This window comes from Micromonospora sp. NPDC048947, assembly GCF_040649495.1.
Taxonomy (GTDB): domain Bacteria; phylum Actinomycetota; class Actinomycetes; order Mycobacteriales; family Micromonosporaceae; genus Micromonospora; species Micromonospora alfalfae.
This window is the reverse complement of the sequence record NZ_JBEZFO010000010.1, coordinates 141,293-161,146: the sequence shown is the minus strand read 5'-3', so window position 1 is coordinate 161,146 and position 19,854 is coordinate 141,293. Positions and strand designations below refer to the sequence as shown.

At 73.0% G+C, this 19,854-nt stretch carries 14 protein-coding genes; 8 read left to right on the top strand and 6 right to left on the bottom strand.

Translation table 11 applies throughout. The features are described 5' to 3' along the window. Positions 1–127: 127 nt before the first annotated feature. Entirely contained in the window at positions 128–820 is a 693-nt protein-coding gene (locus tag AB0B98_RS16845; protein WP_357363550.1) for a hemerythrin domain-containing protein, read from the bottom strand. A gap of 90 nt (positions 821–910) precedes the next feature. After that, positions 911–4,195, bottom strand: coding sequence for a BTAD domain-containing putative transcriptional regulator (locus AB0B98_RS16840; protein ID WP_357363549.1), 3,285 nt, complete (start codon positions 4,193–4,195; stop codon positions 911–913). A gap of 171 nt (positions 4,196–4,366) precedes the next feature. On the opposite strand from AB0B98_RS16840, the gene AB0B98_RS16835 reads away from it, so the two are divergent. Then, complete coding sequence (locus AB0B98_RS16835) at positions 4,367–5,185, top strand: class I SAM-dependent methyltransferase (RefSeq protein ID WP_357363547.1); 819 nt, start codon at positions 4,367–4,369, stop codon at positions 5,183–5,185. A 201-nt stretch (positions 5,186–5,386) separates the two neighbouring features. Here the strand turns inward: AB0B98_RS16835 and AB0B98_RS16830 are convergent, their stop codons facing one another. After that, entirely contained in the window at positions 5,387–7,621 is a 2,235-nt protein-coding gene (locus AB0B98_RS16830) for an adenylate/guanylate cyclase domain-containing protein (protein WP_357363545.1), read from the bottom strand. Between the two features lie 194 nt (positions 7,622–7,815). Here AB0B98_RS16830 and AB0B98_RS16825 point away from each other — a divergent pair, with 194 nt between their 5' ends. The 5 genes from AB0B98_RS16825 (at position 7,816) to AB0B98_RS16805 (ending at position 16,265) form a co-directional block, all read left to right on the top strand. Further along, entirely contained in the window at positions 7,816–10,713 is a 2,898-nt protein-coding gene (locus AB0B98_RS16825; RefSeq protein WP_357363543.1) for an AAA family ATPase, read from the top strand. 145 nt (positions 10,714–10,858) lie between these two features. After that, a complete protein-coding gene (locus AB0B98_RS16820; protein WP_357282693.1) occupies positions 10,859–11,629 on the top strand; it encodes a DUF5995 family protein in 771 nt (256 codons plus the stop codon). A 415-nt stretch (positions 11,630–12,044) separates the two neighbouring features. After that, on the top strand, positions 12,045–12,404 hold the full coding sequence (locus AB0B98_RS16815; RefSeq protein WP_357363541.1) for a hypothetical protein: 360 nt from the start codon (positions 12,045–12,047) through the stop codon (positions 12,402–12,404). Positions 12,405–12,491: 87 nt separating this feature from the next. Further along, the gene (locus AB0B98_RS16810; protein WP_357363539.1) at positions 12,492–14,588 is read left to right on the top strand and encodes an amino acid transporter; all 2,097 of its coding nucleotides are present in this window, start codon (positions 12,492–12,494) and stop codon (positions 14,586–14,588) included. 174 nt (positions 14,589–14,762) lie between these two features. Continuing rightward, complete coding sequence (locus AB0B98_RS16805) at positions 14,763–16,265, top strand: hypothetical protein (RefSeq protein ID WP_357363537.1); 1,503 nt, start codon at positions 14,763–14,765, stop codon at positions 16,263–16,265. A 177-nt stretch (positions 16,266–16,442) separates the two neighbouring features. Here AB0B98_RS16805 and AB0B98_RS16800 read toward each other — a convergent pair whose 3' ends face one another. Continuing rightward, positions 16,443–17,402 carry a TIGR03557 family F420-dependent LLM class oxidoreductase gene (locus AB0B98_RS16800; protein ID WP_357363535.1) on the bottom strand — a complete coding sequence of 320 codons (960 nt, stop codon included), beginning with the start codon at positions 17,400–17,402 and terminating at the stop codon, positions 16,443–16,445. Between the two features lie 164 nt (positions 17,403–17,566). Further along, the gene (locus tag AB0B98_RS16795; RefSeq protein ID WP_357363533.1) at positions 17,567–18,067 is read right to left on the bottom strand and encodes a hypothetical protein; all 501 of its coding nucleotides are present in this window, start codon (positions 18,065–18,067) and stop codon (positions 17,567–17,569) included. A gap of 112 nt (positions 18,068–18,179) precedes the next feature. Between AB0B98_RS16795 and AB0B98_RS16790 the strand changes: the two genes are divergently transcribed. After that, positions 18,180–18,482, top strand: coding sequence for a helix-turn-helix domain-containing protein (locus AB0B98_RS16790; protein WP_357363531.1), 303 nt, complete (start codon positions 18,180–18,182; stop codon positions 18,480–18,482). A 75-nt stretch (positions 18,483–18,557) separates the two neighbouring features. On the opposite strand, the gene AB0B98_RS16785 is transcribed toward AB0B98_RS16790, so the two are convergent. Continuing rightward, on the bottom strand, positions 18,558–18,764 hold the full coding sequence (locus tag AB0B98_RS16785; protein ID WP_030327576.1) for a hypothetical protein: 207 nt from the start codon (positions 18,762–18,764) through the stop codon (positions 18,558–18,560). 252 nt (positions 18,765–19,016) lie between these two features. Here AB0B98_RS16785 and AB0B98_RS16780 point away from each other — a divergent pair, with 252 nt between their 5' ends. Beyond that, positions 19,017–19,844: a hypothetical protein gene (locus AB0B98_RS16780; RefSeq protein WP_238670699.1), complete on the top strand. Its 828-nt coding sequence runs from the start codon at positions 19,017–19,019 to the stop codon at positions 19,842–19,844. Positions 19,845–19,854: the final 10 nt, after the last annotated feature.

The following is a 19,854-nucleotide window of genomic DNA, read 5'->3' as shown; positions in this document are numbered from 1 at the left end:
GTCGGGCGAGCCGCCGACTCAGCCGCGTCGGGCGAGCCGCCGACTCAGCCGCGTCGGGCGAGCCGCCGACTCAGCCGCGTCGGGCGAGCCGCCGACTCAGCCGCGTCGGGCGAGCCGCCGACCTTGCTCAGCGGACGGTGGCGCCGATGCGCGGAGGCGTGGCGGTGCCGTGCACCCGCTTGGCGTGGCTGGCGAACAGCCGGGGCGCGATGATCGGCATGAGTAGCCGGGCCGGCAGCGGAGCGTGCGCCAGCACCGCCTTGACCACCTCCGGGTCGCCCTCGTACATGGCCAGGCCGAAGGCCAGAGGGAGCTGCTTCTTCGGGGACTTGCTCATGCCGTGCTCGCCGAGCTGCATCCACTCCCGGGCGGTGACGTGCCGTTGCGCCAGCGGCAGGATCTCGCTCTCCTCCAGGGCCATGTGCTCGATCAGCGCGGCGCGTAGCTGCTCCAGGGCGTCCGCGAGCTGCTCACCGCCGCGCGCGGTGCGGCGCCACTGGGGGAGGAGGGCGACCACCGTCGCGTGGGCGTCCTCGATGGCGTGGTGCTGCGCCTCCATGGTGGGCACGATCGCCGCGGCCTCCGCGCCGCCGCGCTCCAGCAGCCGGGGCCAGAGCAACAGGTCCTCGCCCTCGTGGTGCAGGTGCAGGATGTGGCAGAGCATGTCGGCGTGGGCGCCGACGACCTCCGCGCGCGTGGCGTCGCCCGGGGTGACGTCGCGGACGAGCTGCGGCAGCAGGCTGAATTCGCGACGGAGCGCCGCGTGCGCCATGTACATGTCGCGTACGTCGGCCATGGCTTCGCGGTGGTTCTGGTTCACGGTGACCTTTCCGAGGGATCAACTGGCACAGATGTGTTGATCATGCTCGGCGCCACTTGGAGCCGGCTTGGAATCCGCCAGCAGTGACGGTCAGCCGACCATCGCAGCGGTCGCCTCGGCCAGCCAGTGCGGCGACTCCCACCGGCGGGCGACCCGCGCGGCGAGGGTGAAGTGCTGGGTCGCCTCCTCGGTGCGGCCCACCAACCGGAACAGCTCCCCGAGCGTCAGCGCGACCGGCCGCACCACTGCCGCGGTGGTGGAGAGACCGGCCAGTTGGTCGCGTACCGGGAGCAGCGCGTCGATCACGGGTGGGGCCAGGTCCCGTCGACCCAGCGCCACCACGACCATTCCGCGCACGCTGAGCAGCGCCGACTCGAAGTAGTCCGGGCGGTAGGTGTGCCCTCCGATCGGCATGGCCCGCGCCTCGTCCAGGCGTCCGCTGCCGATCAGGGCCAGCGCCAGCAGGTCGTCAACGATCGGGCCCAACGACCCCCGTATCCGCCGGGTCGCCTCCAGGTGCTCACCGAACCGTCCCTGGCTGATCAGCAGGGTGCCGGTGGAGAAGTAGTGGAAGGCAGCGGCGTGCAGCGAACCCTGCCGCCGCATCTGCACGGCGACCTGGTCGTAGTGCCGCCGCGCGGCGGCGAAGTCGCCGGCGATGTGCGCGAGGGCGCCCAGCGAGCACAGGTTGATCGTCTGCGCCTCGTTCAGCTGGTACGTCTCGGCCAGCCACCCCTGCCGGGCGACGCTGAGGCGCAGTTCGTCCGGCTCGTTCAGCGCGGCAGCACAGTGGCCCAGCGCCTGCTCGGCGACCGAACGATAGGTCACCAGCCCGTGCGCGTCGGCGAGGTCGCGCAGCTCCAGGGCGAAGGTCCGACGCTCCGGCGCCTCCCGCTCGTAGCTCATGGTGCGCAGCCGCGCGGCAAGCCCCAGGGCGCGCAGCTCGGGGTCGCCCAACCGCTGCGAGAGGGCCAGTGCCTCCCGTCCGGCCGCCACGCCGCGCGGATCGGACTCGCCGTCCAACTCCGTGGCCAGCGCCTCCAGCAGCCGGCACCGGGCGACCGGGTCCAGGTCGTCGACGCGCAGCAGCCTGGTGACCAGCTCGACGACCCGGTGGTCCACCACGCCGTACTGGTGGGTCAACCACGGGGTGGGGACGGTCCACGCGGTGAACGCCGCTACCAGCAGGTCGTCTCGGCCGGACGCCGCGGCGACGTCGATCGCCCGAGCCCGGGTCTGCCGGGCGGCCGCCACCGCGCCGGCCCGCGCCTGGGCGCGCAGCAGCCGCCCGAGCAGGTCGACCCGGAGCGCGTCGCGGTCCCCGGCGACAGTGGCGGCTGCCTCGACAGCGTTGCCGAGCAGCTCGATCGCGGCGTCGTACGCGTACCGCCGCTCGGCCAGTTCGGCGGCCCGGACGGCGTAGTCGACGGCGAGCGGCGCGGTGTCGGCCGACGCGGCGCGGGCGTACTGGTGGGCCAGGGCGGGGTAGTCGTCGGGTCGCAGCCGGCGGGTGGCGGCGGCGATCCGCGCGTGCAGGCGGGTGCGGCGCAGCTGCGGCAGGTCGGTGTAGATGGTGTCGCAGACCAGGCCGTGTACGAACCGCACCCGCCCGGGCGCCGGTTCGGTGAGCAGCCCGGCGGCCAACCCGGCTTCCAGTGCCCGCAGGACGGTGCCCTCGTCGGTGCCGGCGGCGTCGACGAGCGTCGACACCTCGGCCTCCCGCCCCACGGCCGAGGCGAGCCGCAGCACCGAGACGACAGTCGACGGGAGGCGGGAGAGTCGTCGGCGCAGCACGTCGCGTACGCCCTCGGGCACGTCGGAGGTGGCCACGAGCGTGCCCTCGGCGGCGAGTAGCCGCGCCGACTCCCGGACGTAGAACGGGTTGCCGCCGGTGCGCTCGGCCAACGCGGTGACCGTGTCCGGGTCGACGGTGCTGCGGGCCAGCGCGCGGAGCAGCCGTTCGACCTCTGACGTGCTCAGACCGCCCAGCGGGACCCGGTGGGGTGACCGGCGGGCCAGGACGGCCATCGTGTCGGCGAGCCGCTCGGCGTTGTCGGCGGGCCGCAGCGCCGCGACGAACAGGACGCTGCCGGTGGTCATCTCGGTGACGCTCTGCAACAGCAGCAACGTCTCGGCGTCGGCGGCGTGCAGGTCGTCGAGGATCACCGTGACCGGTCTGCGGGCCGCGGCGGCGTCCAACCAGGCGCCGACGGCGCGGTGCAGCCGGAACCGGCCGGCGGTGACGTCGCCGCCGGACTCACCGTCGCCCCCACCGAGCAGCGGGGCGAGCGCCGGTGCGAGGTCACCCGGGGATGTCTGCTCGGCGAGTTGCCGCAGTGCCTCGACCCACGCCCAGGCCGGCGGGGCGCCGTCGACCTCGGGGCAGCGGCCGACGGCGACCAGCCAGCCGTCCGTGGTCAGCTCGTCCCGAAACCGGGTGAGCAGGCTCGTCTTGCCGGCCCCGGCCTCACCGCTGAGCAGAGCGACGCGCGGCCCGCCCGCCACCGCCTCGGCGGCCGCCTGCCGCAGCGCCCGCAGCTCTGCCTCCCGACCGACGAAGACCTCCTCCGACACCAGCCGCTGGGCCCGTACCGCTGTCGCCGGCACCGGTGGCAGCAGGTCGAGTCGCTGCCCCAGGATGGCGGACTCCACCTCGACCAGCGCCGGACCCGGGTCCAGTCCGAGCTGGTCCGCCAGGGTCGCCCGGGCCCGGCGCAGCGCGGCCAGCGCGTCGCCCTGCCGACCGGTACGCCACAACGCCAGCGCCAGCAGCCGCCAGCTCTCCTCCCGCAACGGCGCCTGCCGGGTCAACAGCTCCGCCTCCGGCACCGCCTCGGCCGCGTCGCCGCAGCGCACCGTCACGTCGAGCAGCAGCTCCCGAGCGCCGAGCCGCAGCTCCTCCAACCGCAGCACCTCCGGCTGCGCCCACGGCTCACCGGCGAACTCGGCGTACGCCCGACCGCGCCACAGCTCGAGCCCGCCGCTGAGCAACCGACGTGCCCGGCCCGGGTCGGCGGGGCCGACCGCACGCGCCTCGGCGAGCAGCGTCTCGAACCGACCGGCGTCGACGGCGTCGGCGGGCAGCCGCAGCGCGTAGCCAGGTGGCGCGGTGACCAGGACCCGGGCCGGCGCCCGGCGCTCGCGGGTCGGCTCCAACAGGCGGCGCAGGTGCGAGACGTACGCCTGCAGGGAGGCGATCGCCCGGGGCGGCGGGTCACCCCGCCACAGATCCTCGATCATCTGCCCGACGGAGACGACCTCGCCGCGGGCCGCGAGCAGGAGCGCGAGCACGGCGCGTTGACGGGGGCCGCCGAGGTCGACCGGCCCGCCTGTGTCGACCTCAACCTCAAGCGACCCGAGCACCCGTAGCAGCATGACGAACCAATCCTAGTCGCGCTCGCGGGCGGCCCATCGGCTCCCGCTGGACCCCGGGCAGCCAGCTCACGGCGGGCGCGGGCGGGGGGCCACCACCGCGCGGGGCACCGCAGGACGCGCCTTGTTCGATATCGTGGCGCCACCATCAAGATCCTCGACGGGGGCCTGACGATGACCACGACGGCCTTCGACGAATACGAACGGTCGCGCTGGGCCGGGCGCGCGGGGGCGTACGACAGCAGTCTCGCCGCGCTCTGCGCGTACCCCGCACCAGCGTTGTTGGACGCCGCCCACGTCGGGGCGGGCACGCGGGTGCTCGACGCGGGCACCGGCTCCGGCACGGTGGCGACGCTGGCGTGCGCGCTGCACGCCAGCGTCGTCGCCGTCGACGCCGAGCCCAGCATGGTCGAGTTGGCGCGCGACCGCGTTCCGTCAGCCGACGAGGTCCGGGTCGCGGCTCTGCCTCACCTCCCGTTCGCCTCCGGGTCGTTCGACGCGGCCGTGGCGAACTTCGTGATCAACCACGTGGGCGATCCGCTGGCCGCGATCACCGAGCTGCGACGGGTCGTCCGGTCGGCGGGTCGGGTCGCTGTCACCGTGTGGCCGCACCCCCCGCCCGAGGCGCAGAGCCTCTGGGCTGAGGTCTTCGACGCCGCCGGGGTCGAACGGCGCGCCGCCGCCCCGACGGTGGACGCCGACCGGGACTTCCCCCGTACCCCCGACGGGGTGGCCGGCCTGCTCGACGGGGCCGGCCTCGTCGACGTGCGCTGCGAGACGCTCACCTGGGCGCACCGCACCGACCCGGAGGCCTGGTGGCGTGGCCCCGCCAACGGCATCAGCAAGCCAGGTCTGGTGCTGGAGACCCAGCCGGCGGCCATGATCGGCCGCATTCGTGCCGCGTTCGACGAGGTGACCGCCCGCTACCGTGGCCCCGACGGCCTGCTCGCGCTGCCGACCGCGGCACTGCTGGCCTCGGCGTCCGTACCCTAAGCACCCCCACCCCCACCGCGGCGATCTTGCAGTTTCGGCTGTCGATATCAGTGGGATGCCGCTTATGCCGGGACAGCAAGTGCAAGATCGCCGCCCAGGTCCGTCGATCATGGAGTTGTGGTGCCCGACTTGTTCATCGCCAAGGCGTTTGTCACCCACCACAACTCCATGATCGGCAGGGCAGGGCGGGGATGCCCACTGTCAGGCGGAGGCGGGCAGGCCGTCCAGTGGGCGGATCAACGGCGGGCGGGGTAGCGCCCGCACCACGCCCGGCGGAGTGCCGGCGTCGGCGAGTGTCAGGTGCCCAGCCGAACTCGCCGGCGTCGGGCGGACCGGCGCGTCGGGCCGTCCGACGTCCCGGGACGAGCCACCGCCCCGAGTTCCGGACACCGCTGGAGCCGGCGTCGGCGGTACGTCACCAGCCTCGGCGACGGCTCGGAGCCGGCGGGGGCCCGCCGTGCGGTCGGCACCGGGACCCGGCGCGGCGGGACGGGTGGCCATCGTCGGGGTGGGGTTGGCTCGCCCCAGCGCCGTCGGGCCGGTGACACCGCCCGGCCCTGCCGAGGCCAGCGCCGCGAAGACCGCGTCGAGGCGGCCGGTCCGAGCGCCAACGGTGTCGAGGCGCACGATCTCCGCGCTCCTCGCCGCCGAGCCGTTGATCGCACCACCGCGCGGGTCGTCGTTGCGTCGCACGCTGTCGAGGTGCGACACGCCGGCAGCCCGGCGTTGGAAGACAGCCCGCAGGGCGCGGGGCAACCGCTCGGCGGCGACCTGGCGCAGCGCGGGAGCGGCGAACGCGTACCCGTCGACGTGGTGGGGGAGCAGCAGCCCTGCGGCGACCAGACCGCGGAGCGCGGGCGCGGACCGGCCGGGCGTCCAGCCGAGTGCCCGGTCCACGGCCGCCCCGGAGATCAGCCCACCGAGGGTGCCGGCGGCCATCAGCACCGCCCGCCGCTCGCCGTCGAGGTGGTCCAGCTCCGCGCCGACGGCCCGGCGTACCGCCTCGGGCAGCGGGAGCGCCGCCGGATCGGCACCGTCCACCAGCGACGTGACGTACGCCGCCGCGTGCCCGGGGCGGCCTCCCACCAGCGGCAGCAGCCGGTCGACCAGGGCCACCGGCTGCCCGGCCCGGGTGAGCAGGTGGCGCAGCAGCCGTCCGGACTGCACTGTGGCCAGCGGTCCGATCGTCAGCTGGCGGGCCGGGCCGGGCCGGCTGTCGGCCCACTGCGGCTGGTGCACGGTGAGCAGGGCCAGCGGCAGCCCGCGCTCCGTCGCCGCGCTGAACAGCGTGTGCAGGAAGCGGCTCACCACGGGCGCGGCCCGGTCCAGGTCGTCGACAGCCACGATCAGCGGCCGGTGGGCGGCCAGCCGCAGCAGGACCTCGCGGCAGACCGCCGCGCCGGCGAGGGCGGCGGCCGAACCGTCCGGGGTGGTCAGCATCCGCTCGAGCGCCGGGACGGCGGTGGCCACCCGGGTCGGCGGGAACAGCGGCGTCAGGGCGGCGAGGAGGCGGTCGTGGGCCGCCGCCGGGCCGTCGCTGTGCCGGATCCCGGCGAGGCTGCGGAGCAGGTGCGCGACCGGCGCCAACACCTGATCGGGGTACGGCTGACAGGTCGCCACGCACCAGCGGATCGGCAACCCATCCACAGTGGTCAGGCCACGGGTCAGCTCGTGCAGCAGCCGGCTGCGGCCGCTGCCGGTGGGGCCGACCAGTGAGATCCAGCGGGGCGTCCGGTGTCGGATGGCCGCGCCCAACTGGTCGCGGATGGTGGCCAGTTCGCGGCGCCGACCGATCAACGGGCCGTCGTGCCGGTCGGCGCCGGGGCGTACCGGCCCGACGGCGTGCCAGACCGGCACCGGCGGTACCCGGCCGTCGACCGGCACCGGCGTCAGCTGACGCTGGGTGATCAGGCCGGCGGTGGCGCGGGCGGTGGCCGCGCAGAGCGCGACGGCGCCGGGCGCGGCGTACTCCTGCAGGCGGGCTGCGGAGGTGATCACCGCGCCGCTGGCCACGCCGTGCCCGCCGGTGAGGACATCGCCCAGGTCGACCACTACCTCGCCGGTGGCGACACCGACCCGGACGCGCAGCCTGATGCCGTCGACCATGGGCCGTCGGTCCAGCGCGGCCTGGATCTCGAGGCCGGCGCGCACCGCCCGGTACGCGTCGAAGCCGTCGGAGTGCCGAGCGCCGAAGAGCGCCATCACGGCGTCGCCGATGTACTTCTCCACCACCCCGTGCCAGCGGTGCAGCACACCGGCGACGGTGTCGAAGTAGGCCCGCTGCAACGCTCGGACGTCCTCGGGGTCGAGCCGGTCCACCAGGGCCGTCGAGCCGACGATGTCCGCGAAGAGGACGGTGACGACGCGCCTCTCCTGGGGTACCGGCCAGAGCGGGGTGACGGTCCGTTGCGTGTCGACGTTGATGCTGGTGGTCATGGGTGTCGCACCGGCCTTTCTCCCCGCGGTTGCCTGATCACCTCCGGAGATTGGCACTAGTGGGCCGACGGGGGATCTGCCGAACGACGTATGTCGGCCACCTGCAACCTTTAGTCGCAAAGTCGACGCGAGGAGTACCACAAGCGGTGGGCGGCCGTAGAACGGTGTGGGGCCCTGTGATTAGGCTGCGTGGCATGGCCAGCGATGTGGACACCGCACCGCTCGTGGGCCGGGCCGAGCTGGTGCAGACGGTTCGGTCCGCGTTGCTCGGTGACGGCGCGCACGGGCAGACCGCGGCGGTCTTCCTGACCGGCGAGAGCGGTGTGGGAAAGACCCGGCTGTTGGGCGAGATCGGCGAGCGCCTACGGGATCGGGGCGCCGTGGTGCTCACCGGCAGCTGCCTGGACATCGGCGACGCCTCCCCACTGCATCCGCTGTTGCAGGCGCTGCGCCGGTTCGACAGCGAGGTGTCCACCTCGCCCGCCCGCACCTCCTCGGCGGTGCGTGGGCTGTTGCAGATGTTCGCCGACGAGACCGCCGGCCCGGACGGCGCCGGCGCGTTGCTGGAGCGGGTCTCCCGTGGTCTGCACCTGATCGCCGAGGGGCGCCCGCTGGTGCTGATCCTCGATGACCTCCAGTGGGTCGACCGCAGCACCCGCCAGCTCCTGCTCTACCTGCTCGCCGGCCTGGGTGATCTTCAGTTGTCGGTGCTGGCGGCGGTGCGCGCCGAGTCGTTGCAGGGCGCGCACCCACTGCGCCGGGTGCTCACCGAGCTGCGGCGGCTCCGCACGGTGCGGGTGCTCGACCTGGCGCCGCTGGGCCGGGCCGACACCGAGACGCTCGCCGCCGCGGTGGTCGGCCGGACGTTGACCGCCGACGCGGCCGAGCAGGTGTGGCAGCGCAGCGGTGGCAACCCGTTCGTCATCGAGGAGCTGGCCCGGGATCTGCGCGACGGCCGCGACGGCCTGTCCGAGACGCTGCGGGAGATCTTCCTCGACCGGGTCGACGCGCTGCCCCAGCACGCGCACGCCGTGGTGCACGCGGTGGCCGCCGGGGTCGAGCCGGTGCAGCACTGGCTGCTGGCCGAGGTGCTGCGAATGCCGGAGGACGAGCTGATCGCCGCGGCCCGGGCCGCTGTGGCGCACCGGCTGCTGGTCGGCGCCGACGAGGGCTACCGGCTGCGGCACCGCCTCGTGGCCGAGGTGCTGGCGCACGAGCTGCTGCCGGCCGAGCGCTCCGGGCTGCACCGCCGCTACGCCGAGGCGCTGACCACCGCTCCGGGTGAGCTGCACCAGGCCCGGCTGGCGCACCACTGGCGGCTGGCCGGCGAGCCGGCGAAGGCCCTGCCGGCGGCGGTGGCCGCCGCCCAGGAGGCCGAGCGGCTGCACGGTTACGCCGAGGCGCACCGGCACTGGTCGGCGGCGTTGCAGTTGGCCGCCGAGCCGGGCCCGCTGACTGTGGACCGGGTCGAGTTGCTGGAGAACGCCGCCGAGGCGGCCCACCACTGTGGGGAGCACGCCCGGGCGTTGGCCCTGCTGGAGGAGTTGGCCACGCTGCGGGGAGGCGAGGCCAGCTGCGCGCTGCACATCCGCCGGGCCCGTTACCTCGCCGCCGCCGGTCGCTCCGCGCTCGCCGAGGAGGAATACCAGCGGGCGTTGAAGGCGGAGGACTGCTCCCCTCGGGACCGGGCCAGCGCCGCCGCCCGCCTGGCCGAGCTGCTGCTGCACCTGGGTCGCTACGCCGACGCCGGTGAGCGGGCCCGCGAGGCGTTGGCGTTGGCCGAGAACGTGGCCGGCTCGGCCACCGAGGTGGTGCTGGCCAGTTCGGCGTTGGGTTTCAGCGACGCCTGTCTGGAAGACCCGGACGCTGGTCTGGCGGTCATGCGCGACGCCCTCGACACCGCCGAGCGTGCCGGTCAGCCCGAGGACGTGGCCTGCGCGTACCTGCACCTGGCGGAGCTGCTGACCGGGCCGCTGAACGTCCTCGAAGAGGGCGTGGTGGTGGCTCGACGGGGCGCCGAACGGGTGGCCGAGCTGGGGCTTGGTCGCACCTGGGGCACCCGGCTGCTGGCCATCGCCATCAACGGGCTGTTCCGGGTGGGCCAGTGGGCCGAGGCGGAGAAGGTGGTGGCCGCGGCCCTGCGGCACCGACCGTCCGGTGCGGACGCCGTGGAGCTGCTGTTGGCCCGGTGCCGGCTGTCGGTGGGCTACGGCGACATCGAGGCCGCCGGTCGGGACCTCGACGCGGTGGCCACCCTGCTCGCCGGCGGCGGGGCGCGACACGTCATTCCGCTGCTCACCCTGCGCTCCGGGCTGGCCATGTGGGAGGGCCGGCACGACGTGGCACGGCAGGCGGTACAACGCGGCCTCACCGAGAGCCGTTCCGACGACGTCATGATCCTCTCGGCGCTGGTCTGGCACGGCCTGCGCGCCGAGGCTGAGGCGCACGCCAGCCGCACTGTCGAGGTGGACCCGACGGCGGTGCGCCGGCTACGGGACGTGGCCGAGCGGGTGGCCCGCAAGAGCGCCGGCGCCGCCCGGCCGGTGCGCTCGGTGGTGGAGGGCTTCCTGGCGCTGTGCGCCGCCGAGGTGAGCCGCCTCGACGGCAGCGATCCGGAGCTGTGGGCCGCGTCGGCGGCCGAGTGGGATCGACGCAATCATCCCTATCCGGCGGCCTACTCGCGGCTGCGGCAGGCCGAGGCGCTGCTGGCTCGGCGCAGCCGGGTGGCCACCGCCGGCAAGCTCCTGCGGGAGGCGTACCGGGTGGCGCAGGGGTTGGGCGCGGTGCCGTTGACCTCGGAGATCCGCGAGCTGGCCGGGCGGGCCCGGGTGTCGCTGGACGAGCGCGACAGCGCCACCGGTGCACGCAGCGTTCCGGTCGAGGCATCCGACGACGAGTTGGCGGCGCTCACCGCCCGGGAGCGGGAGGTGCTCGCCCTGGTCGCCGAGGGGTTGACCAACAGGGAGATCGGGCAGCGGCTGTTCATCAGCGAACGGACCATCGGGGTGCACGTGTCGCACATCTTCGACAAGCTCCAGGTTCGTACCCGTGTGCAGGCCAGCGCGATCCAGTTGCGCAACCAACGGGGCTGACCGACCCGACCACTGACGTACGTATCCCGGCGCGTGTGCGCGCCGGGATACGTCGTTTTACTGATCCCGTGGCCCGGTGTCGGCTGAGAGGCTGGGCCGCGTCGACGACGGCACGGGGGATGCCGCCGACCACAATGGAGGAGAAATGATCGAACCGGTCTGGGGGCCCGTGCACCGGGACATCGTCGACCTGCTCGCCGATCACCCCGCGGACGTGCCGGCCGTGGTCGATCATCTGACCAAGCTCCAGGACATGCTGGTCCGGCTGCCACCGTTGGAGGCCAGTTGCCCCCTCGCTGACTTCAACAAGCTCTACCTGACCATCACCAGCAGCGTGCTGGACGGGCTGTACGACGACCGCTTCGTCGACCCGGCCTTCCTCTCCCGGCTCGACGTCGAGTTCGCCGCCCGGTACTTCGACGCGATGCGGCTGTGGACCGACTCCAGCCCCGGCACCCCGAAGGCGTGGTCGTGCCTCTTCGAGCGGATGCGGGGGCCGGATGCCCGCCCGCTGCCGTCGGCGGCGGCCGGGGTGAACGCGCACATCAACTTCGACCTGCCGTTCGCCCTGGTGACCACGTTCGATCACCTGGAGTCGGAGCCGGTCGACGGCAGCGACCAGCACCGCGACTACCTCGAGATCAACAACATCTTCGCGGACAAGATCCCCGGGCTGCGCCGGGGCTACCTGGAGCGGTGGCAGCTGCTCATCGACATGCTCAATGGCGACATCGACGACTGGTACCAGGGGGAACTGGTCGAGTACACCCGCGATGTCGCCTGGCGTAACGCGCAGAAGATCTGGCGGTGCCGGCACGATCCGGACGCCCGCGAGTGTGAGCGCACGCGGTTGGACGACAACGCCGCGGCGCTCGGCCGGTTGCTGCTCTCGCCCCTCGGGGCGTTCCTGCAGTAGCCGGGACGGGGGGCCCCGCGCTCCGCCCCGTGGGGGGCGGCGGAGCGCGGGGGCGCGTCCCACCAGTTCCACCCCGCGTGGCCGCCCGAGGCCGGGTCGGTCACGCAGGGGACAGCCGGTCGGCCCCGGGGGGTGTCGACCGTCTGCCACCGTCGGCCGGCCCGGGGGGTGCCGGCCGGCGGTGGGGGAGCGCCGAACGAGGTCACGTCGACGGCGTGCGGATCCGGGGGTGTCGGCGGGCTCGGATCGGGTACGCCCGCGCCATGACCGTCCTGGCCCGGCGTCGGCCCGCCGCCCGCCCCCGGCCCGCCCGCCCCGGCCCCCTGCGGCCGGGCGGCCCGGTGTCGCGACCCACCGCTCGGCCCGGCGCCCGATGACCGGCGTCGCGGCCCGATTTCCGTTCCGCTTCGATCCGGTGTTCCGTCCGGTACTGGCGCTGCTCGGGGTCCGCCCGGCGACGGCCTGGGTCGCCGTGACCGAACGGGACCTGATGATCCGGTACGGGCCGTGGCGGCTGCGGACCGACCGGGACAACGTCACCGCCGTCGAGTTGAGCGGGCCGTACCGCTGGTGGCGGGCGATCGGCCCGCACCTGTCGCTGGCCGACGGCGGTGCGACCTTCGGCAGCAGCACTGCCGGCGGGATCTGCCTGCGCTTCGGCGTACCGGTGCCGGCGCTGCTGCCCGGAGGGCGAGCCCGGCACCCGGCGGCCACTGTGACGGTCGCCGACCCACCCGCGCTGGCCCGTCTGCTCGCCGTCGCGGACCTGTCCTGAGCAGGCCGAACAGGTGCCCGGTTCCGCAGACCGGGCGTCGGCGTACCGCCTACCGTCAGATCAGGACCTGTGAGGGTGGGACTGGCGATGGCTGACGAGCACCCGGCGAGACCACGGCGCTGGAGCGGGCGCCGCCACGCACCGAGCGGCCCGGACCCGGCGCTGCGGGCGGCCCGTGATCCGGCCCGCCCACACCGGGGCGGCCGGCGGGGCGTCGTGGTGCCCGAACGCGTGCCCACCCCGGCCCGCTCGGGGCCGCCGGCCAGCCCGCTGCGCCGTTGGCTCTTTCAGCACCAGGTGCAGCCGCCCGGCCCGGAGGCGACCGAGGGACAGAACCGTCGGCACGCCTGGTGGCAGGTGATGTGCCTGACCGGCGTGGACTACTTCTCTACGCTGTCGTACCTGCCGGGCATCGCGGCGGTGGCGGCCGGGGCACTCTCTCCGCTGGCGACCCTGTTGATCGTCGTGCTCACCCTGTTCGGCATGCTGCCGATGTACCGGCGGGTGGCCCACGAGAGCCCGCACGGTCAGGGTTCGGTGGCGATGTTGGAGCGGTTGCTGCCGTTCTGGCGGGGCAAGATCTTCGTCCTCGTGCTGCTCGGCTTCGTGGCCACCTCCTGGATCATCACGATCACCCTCTCCTCGGCCGACGCCACAGTGCACCTGCTGGAGAACCCGTACCTGCCGGACGTCCTGCACGGGTCCCTGGTACCCGTCGTGGTGACTGTGGTGCTGCTGCTCATCCTCGGCGGGGTGTTCCTGCTCGGGTTCCGCGAGGCGGTGGTGGTGGCCATCCCGCTGGTAGCGGTCTTCCTGGTGCTCAACGCGGTGATCGTCGTGGTCGCGGTGGCCCGGATCGTCGGGGACCCGGGCATCGTTTCGAACTGGACGGCCGCGGTGACCTCGACCGGTGGCGGACCGGGCCACGTCCTGCTCACCGCCGTGTTGGCGTTCCCGCTGCTGGTGCTGGGGTTGTCCGGTTTCGAGACCGGGGTCAGCATGATGCCCCTGGTGGCGGCCGACGGCCCGGACAAGCAGGCCCGGCTCGCCGCCCGGATCCGCAACACGCGTCGGCTGCTCACCACCGCCGCGTTGATCATGTCGGTGTACCTGATCTCGACGACCTTCGTGACCACGGCGCTCATTCCGGCGGAGGAGTTCCGGCCGGGTGGCGGCGCGAACGGGCGGGCGCTGGCGTTCCTGGCGCACACCTACCTGGGGGAGGTGTTCGGCAGCGTCTACGACGTGAGCAGCGTGCTCATCCTCTGGTTCGCCGGCGCCTCGGCGATGGCCGGGTTGATCAACATCGTGCCGCGCTACCTGCCGTCGTACGGCATGGCGCCGGAGTGGGCGCGGGCGGTGCGCCCGGTGGTGATCGTCTACACCGTCGTCAGCGTCGCCATCACGATCGCCTTCCGCGCCGACGTCAACGCCCAGGCCGGGGCGTACGCCACCGGGATCCTGGCCATGATGGTCTCCGGGGCGGTGGCGGTGACGATCTCCGCGGCCCGTCATCACCGGCGCGGCTCCGCGATCGGCTTCACGGTGCTGACCCTGGTGCTGTTGTACGCGCTGCTGGAGAACGTCATCGAACAGCCGGACGGCATCACGATCTCCGCGCTGTTCATCCTCGGCATCATCGTGGTCTCGTTGGTCTCCCGGGTCACCCGGACCACCGAGCTGCGCGCCGAGCGGATCGAGTTCGACGAGGCGGCCCGTCGGTTCATCACCGAGTCGCTGGCGCACGACGGGCAGCTGCACCTGATCGCGAACAAGCGGCAGAAGGGGTCGGTGAAGGAGTACACGATCAAGGAGCGGGCGCAGCGCGGGATGAATCCGGTGCCCGGGGCCGCGGACGTGCTGTTCCTGGAGATCGACGTGGTCGATCCGTCGGAGTTCAGTCAGGTGCTGCGCGTGCACGGGATCGAGGTGGGCGGCTTCCGGGTGCTGCGGGCCAACAGCCCGGCCGCGCCGAACGCGATCGCCGCGATCCTGCTGGCCCTGCGGGACGCCACCGGGGTTCGGCCGCACGCGCACTTCGAGTGGTCCGAGGGCAGCCCGATCGCGCACCTGGCGCGCTACCTCATCCTGGGTCGGGGGGACACCCCGCCGGTGGTGCGGGAGATCATCCGCCGGACCGAACGGGACCCGTTGCGTCGGCCCGGCATCCACGTCGGCGGGTGACATCGATGCCGCTTTGACAGTTTTGAAGATGAAAGAGGGGACTATTCACGTTCACGCCTTCCTGTCCGGATTGCGGACCTATCGTGACGTTTGGTAGCCGGCGAACACGTCGAGCCCCCCGCGCCCGAATCGGCGCGCGGTCACGTCACGTACGCAGGAAGGTAGGCACCGTTGATGTCCACGTACCGAGAGGGAGACCGCGCGACCCGACCCAGACGACGGTCCCGATGGTTCTTAGCCAGCGGCTTGCTGGCGGGGAGCCTGGTCGTGGGAGCGGCCGGAGCGGCCGCCGCCGCCGACCGTGCCCTCACCCTCCCCGGTCTCGCCCGGCTGACCCCGGCAGCCGATGACGACCGCCGCGACGGTGACCGGCAGGGTCCGCAGCCCGGCCCGGACGACGCGGAGCGGGCCCGCCCGACCACCCCGGGCACCGGCAAGCGGGGTGTGGTGTCGGTGCCGTGCGACGCCGCGAAGCTGGTGGCGGCGCTGGTCACCGCCAACGCCGCGGGCGGCGGCGAGCTCCGCCTCGCTCCCAAGTGCCGGTACACCCTCACCGAGGCGTTCCACGAGACCGACCAGTACGACGGCGGGATCCGGGACGCCCGGGAGGCCGCCGACGCCGCGGAGACCCCCGGGGACGCCGACGCACCGCCGCACAACCCGGCCGACGACACCGCCGGGCTGCCGGTGATCTACCAGGCCATCACGATCGACGGTGCCGGCGCCACCATCGCCCGGGCACCCCAGGCCGCCGCGTTCCGCTTCTTCACCGTCCGCGACGGCGGCGAGCTGACCCTGCGCGACATGGAACTGCACAACGGCCGCTCGGCCATCGAGGGCGGCAGCGTGCACGTGGTGCACGGCGCCACCGCCGTGGTGGAACGGGTCACCGTCACCCAGAGCACCTCGCTGTCGCCCGAGGGTGGCGGCGGCGGCATCTTCAACGACGGCAACATGGTGGTCACCGACTCCACGTTCGTGGGCAACAGCGCCGCCGGCGCCGCGGGCAAGGGCGGGGGCCTGCTCAACGGCGGCGTGCTGACGCTGAAGCGCTCGGAGTTCCACCACAACAGCGCCAACGCCTACGGCGGCGGACTCGGCAACTACCGCGGTGCCGCCGACGTGGAGAGCGTCTCCTTCACCCGAAACAGCGCCACCCAGGGTGGTGGGCTGGCCAGCTTCTCGGCCCGGACGAAGGTCTCCGACACCGAGCTGCTGAACAACACCGCGCAGATCGGCGGCGGCGCCGCCAACTCCGACGCGGTGCTGGTGCTGCGCACGATGACGATCCGCGGCAACACGTCCACAGTCAACGGCGGCGGCATCTCGACAGTGAAGGGCCTGACGCCGATCGACGACAGCGTGATCGACGGCAACACCACCCACGGCCTCGGGGCCGGCATCTACGCCGAGAAGGCGAACCTGCTGGTCCGCGGCAGCGACGTGACCCGTAACGAGGCTGTCGGCGCCGCGTCCCAGGGCGGCGGCATCTACGCCAACGCGGGCTCGGTGGCGATCTACACCAGCAAGGTCACCCACAACGCGTCGACTGTGAAGCCCGGCGGCATCTTCGGCATGCACGCCCAAGTCAAGATCGACGATGAGAGCGTGGTGGTCGAGAACGAGCCGACCAACTGCGAGGGCAGCCAGGTGCCGATCGCGCACTGCTTCCGCTGAGCGTCGACCCGCGCACCATCCCGAGCGCGTTCATCCTGAGCGCACCGCCCGTCCGGACGATCATCCGGACGGGCGGTGCGTCGTCAGGTGACGCCCACGGCCCCTCGCCGACCGCCGATCCCCGTGACCACCGACGCAGGGTTCGGTGCCGCCGCCGACCCGCTCCTCAGCACGGCGTCAACCCACCGCCCGCAGACGGTCGGCGAGGTCACCGGCGAAGAAGTCGAGGAAGCCGTCCGGGTCGGGGCCGGCGTTCTGCAGGACGATGTGGTCGAAGCCGGCCTCGACGTACGACCGGACCTTGGCGACGTGCGGTTCCGGGTCCGGGCCGATGGCGAAGAGCTGCCGGATGTGCTTCTCCTCGACGTACGCGCTGGCCGCGTCGAAGTTGACCGGGTTCGGCAGCTCGCTCATCACCTTCCAGCCGGTGACCATCCATCGGCTCGTCTGCAACACGGCCTGCACCGCCTGTTGCTCGTCGGTGGCCCAGGCCAGTGGCACCTCGGCGTAGCGCGGGCCCGCACCCTTGGCGCGGCGGTAGTGCTCGATGATCGACGCGTCCGGTTCGGTGGCGAACAGGCCGTCGCCCAGTTCGGCGGCGAGCCGCGCCGACGCCTCACCGCTGGCCGCCACCGCGATCACCGGCAGGGTGTCCGGCAGATCGAAGACCCGGGCGTCCTCCAGTTGCAGGTGCCGTCCCTCGTACGACTGGTAGCCGCCCTGCCAGAGCAGCCGGATGATTTCCAGCGCCTCACGTAGTCGCTCGTGTCGCCCCCGCACGCTGGGGAAACCCTGCCCGACCACGTGCTCGTTGAGCCGCTCTCCGGCACCCACCCCGAGGGTGAACCGGCCGTCGGAGATCAGCGCCATGGTCGCCGCTGCCTGGGCGATGATCGCCGGGTGGTAGCGGACGGTCGGGCAGGTGACCCCGGTGGCGAGGCGCAGGGTGCTGGTCTTGGCCGCGATGGCGCCGAGCACGCTCCAGGTGAAGGACGAGTGCCCCTGAGCGTCCAGCCACGGGTGGAAGTGGTCGCTCATCTCGACGAAGTCGAAGCCGGCCCGCTCGGCCAGTACGGCCTGCCGGATGATCTCCTGCGGGCCGTACCCCTCCGAGGCCAGCTTGTAGCCGATCTGCATGCCCACACTCCCGATCCCGGTCGCTGACTGGAAGCATCGGCCGTTCCCGGCCCCGGCGCTGACAAACGCCGTCGAGCCGCAAACCAGCCTCCTAGGATGCCTTAGGCGGTGTGCGGTGAGCTACATCAAGCACGAAGCACCACCTCCAACCACCGGACATCGCGTCACCGCACCAGCAGATCGATGACGCCCGTCAGGTCCTCCTCGCCTCCGCCCTCCGCCAGGCGGCGGCGCATCAGGTCGAAGTAGGGGAGGAGCAGTTCGGGGCTGACACCCTGCTGCTCGGCGGTGCTCAGAAAGGTGGGTGTGCCGGCCACCTGCATGGCGAGAGGGGAGACGACCCCCTTTGTGTAGTCCCCGCTGCGCAGTTGGTCGGCGGTCTGGTGAACCGCCGGGACCATCGCGACGAGCCAGTCGGCGAGCAGTGGGGCGAGTGCCGTCGGCTCGATGTCCTCCCGACGGATCAGGGCGAAGGCGTGCGCGGCGCCGGCGAACATCCCGTACATGGCGCTGAGGAGAGCCACGTCGTGGAGTGCCGCGAAGCCCGCGTCCTCGCCGACGTAGGTGGTGTCGACCGGGACGCCCAGCGTCTCCCGGTGCCGTTCGTAGAGCGCCCGCGAGCCGCTGTAGAAGACGTAGCCGCCGGCAACCGGGACACCGATCATCGGCGGCAAGCCAGGCGCGGGCCAGCGCGGTACCCATCGCGCCGAGTCCCAGCATCGTGACGGAGGGCTTCTCCATACCGCAGACGGACACGCCTGCGGTATCGACACCGCGATGGAGGTGATCGGCGGCAGGTGGAAGGTGCTGATCCTCTGGGCGCTTCGCGAGCACCCCCTGCGTCGCTTCGGCGAGCTGCGTCGACTGCTTCCGGGGATCACCGAGAAGGTGCTGGCCTCTCACCTACGGGAGATAAAAGCGGACGGCGTCGTGCGCCGCGTCTCGTACGACGAGGTGCCGCCCCGCGTCGAGTACTCGTTGACCGAGGACGGCATTCGCCTCAACGACGCCCTCGAGCCGCTGGCCGCCTGGGGGCGCGACCGGTCGACGGGCCCACGGTCGGGGGACGAGCCGGCGTAGTGCTCCTGCGTGACCTCGCCGAACGGCAACGGCCCGTGCCTCCTTGGGGGGCACGGGCCGGTCCACGTCTGTCGTCTACTTGGAAGGCTCGGGCAGCTTGCAGTCGACCTTCGGGTTGGCGCCGATGTAGTTCAACGGCCCGGCCACGATGGTGACCAGGATCGTGCCGGCCTCGGCGCAGTTGGTGTCGTCGCCGCTGTAGTAACCGCGCTGGCCAGCGGCGATGGCGCCGATCACCAACCAGATCACGACGATGACTCCGAGAATCGAGGTGCCGCGCATCGCTGCCTCCTGAGGTATGTGGTGGATCTGAGGTGCAGCCGTTGTACCCAATCGCGTCGCGCCGCTAACGGTTGCGTGCCAGGACCCCCGCCGGATCCCCCATCCGGCCGATGCCGTCCGCCGTTGTGTACCGCCCGGGCATCCGCCGCCCGCACCGGGTAGCGCCTGTCGGCTATCGGATCGGCGACCGACCTCGCCGTCATCCGGGTGAGTGGACGTAGAACTGCCTCACGGCCCCGCCGAGGAGGACTCATGGACGCCCCGACACCGCCCCTGTACATCGACCGCCCCGAGGACGTCGCGGTCGCGGCCCGCGCGCTTGCTGGCGGCGCGATCGTCGCGGCGGCGTTCGCCAACTTCTACGTCATCGTGACGCGTCCCGACGCGGCCGCCGTACGCCGGGTCAACCTGGCCAAGGGCCGACCGGTGCACCAGGTCGGCAGCATCACCACAGCGATCGGCCGGATCCCCGGGATGTTCGACTGGACGCGGATCTCACCGCGGTTGCCGGTCGGTCGGGTGCGGGCGCTGATGGACGCCCTCTACGGGGCCGGGCCGTTCGGCTTCCGCGGACCGGCGGCGGACCGGCTCCCCGAGCACCTCACCCAGATCGACCAGGGGATGCGGACCACCCAGGTGATCGCACCGGGGCTGACCTGCCCGTCCAACGCCTTCTTCGAGCGGGCGCTCGCCGAGACCGGAACGGATCACCTCTACATCACCTCGGCGAACCGCTCCCGGCATCTCACGGGCGCGGCGGAGGAGCCGGCGCACTGGAAGGCGGGCGCTCTCGCGGCCGACTTCGCCCACCTCGACGATCTGGTGGTGCTGGTCCACCGGGACGAGGCCGCGGCCCGCGCCGCGTACCCGGGCTATCTCACCACCTCGGTCACCCTGCTCTCGTTCCACGCGCCGGAGGGCGACCTCGAAGAGCCGCCGGTGCTCACCGTGGACCGGCACGGATCGCTGCACCTGGACGACGTTCGCCGCGCAGCCGCGCCACTCGGTCTGCAGGTGCGCCTGGCCGGAGGCGCCCGGGACCGGTTGCAGGTCCGGGAGTACGCCGGGGCACTGGTGTGAGCGGCTATCG

Bases quoted from the DNA above. Each gene is read 5' to 3' on its own strand.
- AB0B98_RS16840 (WP_357363549.1), bottom strand. From the start codon at position 4,195: ATGCTGCTACGGGTGCTCGGGTCGCTTGAGGTTGAGGTCGACACAGGC.
- AB0B98_RS16795 (WP_357363533.1), bottom strand. From the start codon at position 18,067: ATGATCGGTGTCCCGGTTGCCGGCGGCTACGTCTTCTACAGCGGCTCG.
- AB0B98_RS16830 (WP_357363545.1), bottom strand. From the start codon at position 7,621: ATGACCACCAGCATCAACGTCGACACGCAACGGACCGTCACCCCGCTC.
- AB0B98_RS16780 (WP_238670699.1), top strand. From the start codon at position 19,017: ATGGACGCCCCGACACCGCCCCTGTACATCGACCGCCCCGAGGACGTC.
- AB0B98_RS16820 (WP_357282693.1), top strand. From the start codon at position 10,859: ATGATCGAACCGGTCTGGGGGCCCGTGCACCGGGACATCGTCGACCTG.
- AB0B98_RS16835 (WP_357363547.1), top strand. From the start codon at position 4,367: ATGACCACGACGGCCTTCGACGAATACGAACGGTCGCGCTGGGCCGGG.
- AB0B98_RS16805 (WP_357363537.1), top strand. From the start codon at position 14,763: ATGTCCACGTACCGAGAGGGAGACCGCGCGACCCGACCCAGACGACGG.
- AB0B98_RS16825 (WP_357363543.1), top strand. From the start codon at position 7,816: ATGGCCAGCGATGTGGACACCGCACCGCTCGTGGGCCGGGCCGAGCTG.
- AB0B98_RS16800 (WP_357363535.1), bottom strand. From the start codon at position 17,402: ATGCAGATCGGCTACAAGCTGGCCTCGGAGGGGTACGGCCCGCAGGAG.
- AB0B98_RS16810 (WP_357363539.1), top strand. From the start codon at position 12,492: ATGGCTGACGAGCACCCGGCGAGACCACGGCGCTGGAGCGGGCGCCGC.
- AB0B98_RS16785 (WP_030327576.1), bottom strand. From the start codon at position 18,764: ATGCGCGGCACCTCGATTCTCGGAGTCATCGTCGTGATCTGGTTGGTG.
- AB0B98_RS16790 (WP_357363531.1), top strand. From the start codon at position 18,180: ATGGAGGTGATCGGCGGCAGGTGGAAGGTGCTGATCCTCTGGGCGCTT.